This window comes from Streptomyces sp. NPDC051041 (genome assembly GCF_044456065.1).
Lineage (GTDB): Bacteria > Actinomycetota > Actinomycetes > Streptomycetales > Streptomycetaceae > Streptomyces > Streptomyces glaucus.
Window position 1 is genome coordinate 115,235 of the sequence record NZ_JBITFM010000001.1, and the last position, 7,231, is coordinate 122,465.

Here is a 7,231-nt window from a genome sequence, read left to right on the forward strand (position 1 = left end):
CGCCCAGAGCGTTCCTCACCGGGGCCCGGTTCACACCCGCGGCGGCGGGCGCCACGGGCGCGCACCCGGGCCCGGGTGCGCGCGCGTGTCACACGCCGGAGGAGACCTCGGCCTTCTCGTCCGAGCCGGACCCTCCCCCGGCCGCCGCGAGCCGGCGGTTGCGCAGGACGGAGGACCAGAAGGAGGCGCCGATCAGGACGACGCCGATCAGGCCGGTGATGATCTCGTTGATCTCGTACTGGATGGTGACCAGCAGGATCACGGCTAGGGCGCCGATGGCGTAGTGCGCGCCGTGCTCCAGGTAGACGTAGTCGTCCAGGGTGCCCTGGCGGACCAGGTAGACGGTCAGCGACCGGACGTACATGGCGCCGATGCCCAGGCCGAGGGCCATCAGGACGATGTCGTTGGTGATGGCGAAGGCGCCGATCACGCCGTCGAAGGAGAAGGACGCGTCCAGGACCTCCAGGTAGAGGAACATGAAGAACGCGGCCTTGCCCGCCAGGACGACCGCCGACTTGGGCTTGCCGGTGCGCGCGGCCTCCTCCTCGGCCTCGTGCTCGCGCTCCTCCTCCTCCTCGAGCTTGTCCTCGAAGAAGCCGGACAGACCACCGACGATCAGGTAGGTGACCAGGCCCGCGATGCCGGCCAGCAGGACCGTCTCCGCCTTGTCCACGTGCGCGCCGCCGTGCTGGTGGGCGTGGGTGGCGAAGGTCAGCGACGAGATCAGCAGGACGATCAGCGCGATGCACACCGACAGCATGTCGACCCTGCCGAGCTTGGCCAGCGGCCGCTCCAGCCAGGTCAGCCACTTGATCTCCCGGTCCTCGAAGAGGAAGTCCAGGAAGATCATCAGCAGGAACATGCCGCCGAAGGCGGCGATCGCCGGGTGGGCGTCGGTGACCAGTTCCTGGTAGCGGTCCTTGTCGGTCAGCGCCAGGTCGACGGCCTCGATCGGGCCGAGCTGTGCGCTGATCGCGACGATCACGACCGGGAAGACCAGGCGCATGCCGAAGACGGCGATCAGGATGCCGATCGTGAGGAAGATCTTCTGCCAGAAGGCGCTCATCTTCTTCAGGATCCCGGCGTTGACCACCGCGTTGTCGAACGACAGCGAGATCTCGAGGACGGACAGGATCGCCACGATACCGAAGGCGGTCCACCCCCCGTAGAAGACCGCCGCGACGAGGCCGAGCGCGGTGACCGCGAACGACCAGCCGAAGGTTTTCAGAACCACTGGCAACCCAATCCCTTGTTGGGGGCACCCCCAGACGAAGTCTGGGAGAGGTTCTCCCCCGCGCTGTACTCGGCTTTACGAAACGTTGACTCCGAAGTCTAGAGCGATGCCTCGCAGTCCCGACGCGTACCCCTGTCCCACGGCTCGGAACTTCCACTCGCCGCGGTGGCGGTAGACCTCGCCGAAGATCATGGCGGTTTCCGTGGAGGCGTCCTCGCTCAGGTCGTACCGGGCGAGTTCCTGGCCGTCGGCCTGGTTCACCACGCGGATGAAGGCGTTGCTGACCTGGCCGAAGGTCTGGCCGCGTTCGTCGGCGAGGTGGATGGAGACCGGGAAGACGATCCGGTCGCACCGGTCGGGCACCCGGGAGAGGTCGACCAGGATGGACTCGTCGTCGCCGTCGCCCTCGCCGGTGAGGTTGTCGCCGGTGTGCTCGACGGAGCCGTCCGGGCTCCTGAGCTGGTTGTAGAAGACGAACCACTCGTCGCCGAGCACCCGGCCGCCGCCGCACACCAGGGCGCTGGCGTCGAGGTCGAAGGGGGCTCCGGTGGTGGAGCGCGCGTCCCAGCCGAGCCCGATCATCACCTGTGTGAGGTCCGGTGCGGCCTTGGACAGGGAGACGTTGCCTCCCTTGGCGAGCGTGACGCCCATGGTGCTGATCCCTCCCCTGGGTGATGCTTCTCTGGCTTTCTGCGCGTCCGGCGCCGCACGCAAACCGTGCGGCGCCGGACGCGTGGAGCCGGCGAGGGCTCAGACGTTCACGCCGAAGTCCTGCGCGATGCCGCGCAGACCCGAGGCGTAGCCCTGGCCGATGGCGCGGAACTTCCACTCCGCGCCGTGCCGGTACAGCTCGCCGAAGACCATGGCGGTCTCCGTGGAGGCGTCCTCGCTCAGGTCGTACCGGGCGATCTCGGCACCGCCGGCCTGGTTGACGACGCGGATGAACGCGTTGCGCACCTGTCCGAAGGACTGCTGGCGGTTCTCGGCGTCGTAGATCGAGACCGGGAAGACGATCCTGTCGACCTCGGCCGGGACCGTGGCGAGGTCGACCTTGATCTGCTCGTCGTCGCCCTCGCCCTCACCGGTGAGGTTGTCTCCGGTGTGCTCGACGGAGCCGTCGGGGCTCTTGAGGTTGTTGAAGAAGATGAAGTGCTGGTCGCTGATGACCTTGCCGGAGTTGTTCAGCAGCAGCGCGCTGGCGTCGAGGTCGAAGTCGGTGCCGGTCGTGGTGCGGACGTCCCACCCCAGACCGACGATGACCGCGGTCAGGCCCGGGGCCTCCTTGGTCAGCGATACGTTGCCGCCCTTGCTGAGGCTGACTCCCACGAGTCCTCCATTGATGTCCGGGGGCGGGAAGCCCCGTAGTGCGTCGGATGTCGGATCAACGAGTCGATCCTAGTGACGGGTTCCCGCCCCCCGCAGGCCCTGGAGCCGACGGCTCAAGGGGTGCCGGACGGCATCACAGGGCGTCGAGCGCCTTCACGTACTCGCCGAGGTCGCGCGCGTCCGGCAGGCCGTTGACGACGGTCCACCGCACGACGCCCTCCTTGTCGATGATGAAGGTCCCGCGCACGGCGCAACCCTTGTCCTCGTCGAAGACGCCGTAGGCGCGCGAGACGTTGCCGTGCGGCCAGAAGTCGGACAGCAGCGGGTACTCCAGGCCCTCCTGCTCGCCGAAGACGCGCAGGGTGTGGACGGAGTCGTTGGAGACGGCGAGCACCTGGGTGTCGCGGGCGGAGAACTGCGGCAGGTTGTCACGCAGCTCGCAGAGCTCACCGGTGCAGACGCCGGTGAAGGCGAAGGGGTAGAAGAGCAGCACCACGTTCTTCTCGCCGCGGAAGTCGGACAGCCGCACGGTCGCGCCGTGGTTGTCCCTGAGCTCGAAGTCGGGGGCCTTCTCGCCGACCTGGATCGCCATCGTCCTGCTCTTCCCTTCGGTGGGCTGTTCGGGTGGCACCACCCTACGCAGCGAGCACCGCGAGACCCCGGACGGGCCGGGCGTGCCCGGCCCGTCCGGGGGTGTGCGACGAGGGCCCCGCGGGCCGGTACGGGCGGGGGCGGCGCCCCCGCCGGACGGTCACCGCTTGGACTTGGCGGCCTTCGGCGTCGCCAGTCGGCTGCCGCTCCAGTCCTTGCCCACGCTGACGCTCTTGGACGCCGTCAGCCCTGCCGTCGTGGCGGCTTCCGAGATGTCGCTCGGCTCCACGTACCCCGCACGGCCGGTCTTCGGCGTGAGGAGCAGGATCGCGCCGCCCTCCTCGATGTACGTGGTGGCATCCACCAGCGCATCCGTCAGGTCGCCGTCGTCGTCACGGAACCACAGCACAACGGCGTCGGCCACGTCGTCGTAGTCCTCGTCCATCAGGTCGCCCTCGATGACTTCCTCGATGGCCTCGCGGAGCTCCTGATCGACGTCGTCGTCGTAGCCGATCTCCTGGACCACCTGCCCGGGCTGGAACCCCAGCCTGGCGGCAGGGTTCGTCCGCTCCTCCGCGTGGTCCGCGGTCGCGCTCACGGGTTGCCTCCTGATCATGTCTTGGGAATATCTCAGCCACGCGCGTGCGCGAAGCATTGGCCGTAGTCCACACGGGCGGGGCGGATCGCGCAAGTACCCGGCCGTCCAGACCGCCGAAACGGTGACGATCCCGGCCGTGTCACCGCAACCCCAGGCACAGCATCCCAGCAGGGGGTGACATACACCACACCTTTCTGCCCGCTTTGCACGTTTGGGAACCCTCCGGGGAACTGTACGCGGATACGCCGGCCGTTACCTCCGGGTAGAGATGACGTCCGGGCTCCCGAGGTACACGATGGGGAGCGGCACAGGCGTACGAAACCGCCCGCATCCCCCGCGTCCACCACGTCCCCGACCGCCCCCCGCGTCCCCGGTCCGTCCCGTTCGGCGCATTCCCCACAGACAGCCCTCCGACAGGTAAGGAACAGCGTGGCTTCCGGATCCGATCGCAACCCGATCATCATTGGCGGCCTTCCGAGTCAGGTTCCTGACTTCGATCCCGAGGAGACCCAGGAGTGGCTCGACTCCCTCGACGCCGCCGTCGACGCGCGCGGCCGGGAGCGGGCCCGCTATCTGATGCTGCGGCTGATCGAGCGGGCGCGCGAGAAGCGCGTGGCCGTGCCCGAGATGCGCAGCACGGACTACGTCAACACCATCCCCACCAGGAGCGAGCCGTTCTTCCCGGGCAACGAGGAGATCGAGCGCAGGATCCTCAACGCCACGCGCTGGAACGCGGCGGTGATGGTCTCGCGCGCGCAGCGGCCCGGCATCGGGGTCGGCGGTCACATCGCCACCTTCGCCTCCTCCGCCTCGCTGTACGACGTGGGCTTCAACCACTTCTTCCGCGGCAAGGACGAGGGCGACGGCGGCGACCAGGTCTTCTTCCAGGGGCACGCCTCGCCGGGCATCTACGCCCGCGCGTTCCTGCTGGACCGGCTCACCGAGCGGCACCTGGACGGCTTCCGGCAGGAGCGGTCGAAGTCGCCGTACGGGCTGTCGTCGTACCCGCATCCGCGGCTGATGCCGGACTTCTGGGAGTTCCCGACCGTGTCGATGGGGCTCGGCCCGATCGGCGCGATCTACCAGGCGCGGATGAACCGCTACCTGCACGCGCGCGGGATCGCCGACACCTCCAGGTCGCACGTGTGGGCGTTCCTCGGCGACGGCGAGATGGACGAGCCGGAGTCGCTGGGCCAGCTCACCCTGGCCGCCCGCGAGGGCCTGGACAACCTCACCTTCGTCGTCAACTGCAACCTCCAGCGCCTCGACGGCCCGGTGCGCGGCAACGGCAAGATCATCCAGGAGCTGGAGTCGGTCTTCCGGGGCGCCGGCTGGAACGTGATCAAGCTGATCTGGGACCGCACCTGGGACCCGCTGCTCGCGCAGGACCGCGACGGCATCCTGGTCGACAGGATGAACACCACCCCGGACGGGCAGTTCCAGACGTACGCCACCGAGTCCGGCGCGTACATCCGCGAGCACTTCTTCGGTGACGACCACCGGCTGCGCGCGATGGTCGAGCACCTGACCGACGACCAGATCCTGCACCTGGGCCGCGGCGGTCACGACCACCGCAAGATCTACGCGGCGTACAAGGCGGCCGTGGAGCACAAGGGCCAGCCGACCGTCATCCTGGCCAAGACGGTCAAGGGCTGGACGCTGGGCCCGAACTTCGAGGGCCGCAACGCCACACACCAGATGAAGAAGCTGACGGTCGACGACCTCAAGCGCTTCCGCGACCGGCTGCACCTGCCGATCTCCGACCGGGAGCTGGAGTCCGGCGCGCCGCCGTACTACCACCCGGGCCGGGACTCGGAGGAGATCCAGTACATGCACGACCGCCGCAAGAGCCTCGGCGGGTACGTGCCGACGCGCGTGGTGCGGTCGAAGCCGCTGCCCCTGCCCGGCGACAAGACGTACGCGAGCGTGAAGAAGGGCTCGGGCCAGCAGTCCATCGCGACGACCATGGCCTTCGTGCGCCTGCTCAAGGACCTCATGCGGGACAAGGAGATCGGCAGGCGGTTCGTGCTGATCGCGCCGGACGAGTACCGCACGTTCGGCATGGACTCCTTCTTCCCGAGCGCGAAGATCTACAACCCGCTGGGCCAGCAGTACGAGGCGGTGGACCGCGACCTGCTGCTCGCCTACAAGGAGGCGCCGGACGGGCAGATGCTGCACGACGGCATCTCGGAGGCCGGCTGCACGGCCTCCCTGATCGCCGCGGGCTCGGCGTACGCCACCCACGGCGAGCCGCTCGTCCCGGTCTACGTCTTCTACTCGATGTTCGGTTTCCAGCGCACCGGCGACCAGTTCTGGCAGATGGCCGACCAGCTGGCGCGCGGTTTCGTCCTGGGCGCGACCGCCGGCCGGACGACCCTGACCGGTGAGGGGTTGCAGCACGCGGACGGCCACTCCCAGCTGCTGGCCTCGACCAACCCGGCCTGCGTGGCGTACGACCCCGCCTTCGGCTACGAGATCGCGCACATCGTCCAGGACGGGCTGCGGCGGATGTACGGCGGCTCCGAGGAGCATCCGCACGGCGAGGACGTCTTCTACTACCTGACCGTCTACAACGAGCCGATCCAGCACCCGGCCGAGCCCGCGGGGGTGGACGTCGAGGGCATCCTCAAGGGCGTCTACCGGTTCAGCGAGGGCACGGCCGGCGCGGTCCCGGCGCAGATCATGGCGTCCGGTGTCGCGGTGCCGTGGGCCGTCGAGGCGCAGCGGATCCTCGCCGAGGAGTGGAACGTCCGGGCCGACGTGTGGTCGGCGACCTCGTGGAACGAGCTGCGGCGCGAGGCCGTGGCGTGCGAGGAGTACAACCTGCTGCACCCGGAGGAGGAGCAGCGGGTGCCGTACGTGACGCGGAAGCTGTCCGGCGCCGAGGGGCCGTTCGTGGCCGTGTCCGACTGGATGCGGTCGGTGCCCGACCAGATCGCGCGGTGGGTGCCGGGGACGTACCAGTCGCTGGGCGCCGACGGGTTCGGGTTCGCGGACACCCGCGGGGCGGCCCGGCGCTTCTTCCACATCGACGCCCAGTCGATCGTGGTGGCGGTGCTGACCGAGCTGGCGCGGGAGGGCAAGGTCGACCGCTCGGCGCTGAAGCAGGCGATCGACCGGTACCGGCTGCTGGACGTGGCGGCGGCCGACCCGGGCGTCGCGGGCGGCGACGCGTGACGCGTCCGCCGCCGTCGGGGGGCGGGCGGGCCCGCGGGCCCGTCCGCCCCCGCGCGTTTCCCGCCGCGCGCCCCTGCGGCAGCGGCCGGCCCGAGCCCGCCGGGAGCAGCGCACCCGGCGGCCGCTTTTCGCCCCGGCCCTGACCTCCGCCGCCGCCTACGCCGCGGCCGATCGTCCGGCCCGGCTCGCGCGGCTGCGCGCCGGGACCGCGCGGCCGGGGGCGGGGCGCCGCCCCCCCCCCCCCCCCCCCCCCCCCCCCCCCCCCCCCCCCACCCCGCGGGGGGGGGGGCGCCCACAGAACAACC

At 69.9% G+C, this 7,231-nt stretch carries 6 protein-coding genes; 1 reads left to right on the top strand and 5 read right to left on the bottom strand.

Annotated elements, in window-relative coordinates; translation table 11 throughout:
- Positions 1-88: 88 nt before the first annotated feature.
- The 5 genes from ACIBAI_RS00540 to ACIBAI_RS00560 all read right to left on the bottom strand — a co-directional run bounded on the left by ACIBAI_RS00540 (position 89) and on the right by ACIBAI_RS00560 (position 3,749).
- Positions 89-1,234 (bottom strand): DUF475 domain-containing protein, encoded by a 1,146-nt coding sequence (locus tag ACIBAI_RS00540; protein ID WP_399030203.1) that lies wholly within the window; start codon positions 1,232-1,234, stop codon positions 89-91.
- A gap of 75 nt (positions 1,235-1,309) precedes the next feature.
- Complete coding sequence (locus tag ACIBAI_RS00545; protein ID WP_399030204.1) at positions 1,310-1,885, bottom strand: TerD family protein; 576 nt, start codon at positions 1,883-1,885, stop codon at positions 1,310-1,312.
- 99 nt (positions 1,886-1,984) lie between these two features.
- The gene (locus ACIBAI_RS00550) at positions 1,985-2,560 is read right to left on the bottom strand and encodes a TerD family protein (RefSeq protein WP_399030205.1); all 576 of its coding nucleotides are present in this window, start codon (positions 2,558-2,560) and stop codon (positions 1,985-1,987) included.
- Positions 2,561-2,693: 133 nt separating this feature from the next.
- A complete protein-coding gene (locus ACIBAI_RS00555) occupies positions 2,694-3,152 on the bottom strand; it encodes a peroxiredoxin (protein ID WP_344608697.1) in 459 nt (152 codons plus the stop codon).
- A gap of 159 nt (positions 3,153-3,311) precedes the next feature.
- Positions 3,312-3,749 carry a DUF3052 domain-containing protein gene (locus tag ACIBAI_RS00560; protein ID WP_344608695.1) on the bottom strand — a complete coding sequence of 146 codons (438 nt, stop codon included), beginning with the start codon at positions 3,747-3,749 and terminating at the stop codon, positions 3,312-3,314.
- A 429-nt stretch (positions 3,750-4,178) separates the two neighbouring features.
- On the opposite strand from ACIBAI_RS00560, the gene aceE reads away from it, so the two are divergent.
- Entirely contained in the window at positions 4,179-6,926 is a 2,748-nt protein-coding gene (gene aceE / locus ACIBAI_RS00565; RefSeq protein ID WP_399030206.1) for a pyruvate dehydrogenase (acetyl-transferring), homodimeric type, read from the top strand.
- Positions 6,927-7,231 lie beyond the last annotated feature (305 nt).